Genomic DNA, 453 nt, shown 5'->3' on the forward strand with positions numbered 1-453 from the left:
GCGTCGGCGGGGGACTCGCCGGCGTGGTCGTTGTGCGATGGCGCCATCGGTCTCCCTTCGGAGGTTGTAGAGAACATCGTCGGACATCCGACTGCGGAAGAGCCAGCCGGTGACGTTACAAGTAAGTTTCAATATATACTGAAACTTCCGATAGTTAGATTACTACAGTATGTTCGGACCTCATCAGATCGGCGCAGCCACCCGGGCAAGGTTCAGTGTCGTTTCCACCGGGTGGTTCATGTCGCGACAAAGGGAGCAGTCATGAGCGCTAGCCGCCTCGGTCCCAGCCCACGTGGCGTGGGCCACTTCGGTACCCGCGTAGGAGGGAGGCTTCTGGCTGGCACCGTTGGTGCCTTGTTGGTCTTGAGTGGCTGTGGTTCGGACGACAGCGGTAACTCAGGATCCGATGACGGCGACGGATCGGCGGACGCCACCGGCGGTACCTTCTCGGTG

The sequence above is a fragment of the Phytoactinopolyspora endophytica genome (genome assembly GCF_004138495.1).
In the GTDB taxonomy this organism is placed as follows: domain Bacteria; phylum Actinomycetota; class Actinomycetes; order Jiangellales; family Jiangellaceae; genus Phytoactinopolyspora; species Phytoactinopolyspora endophytica.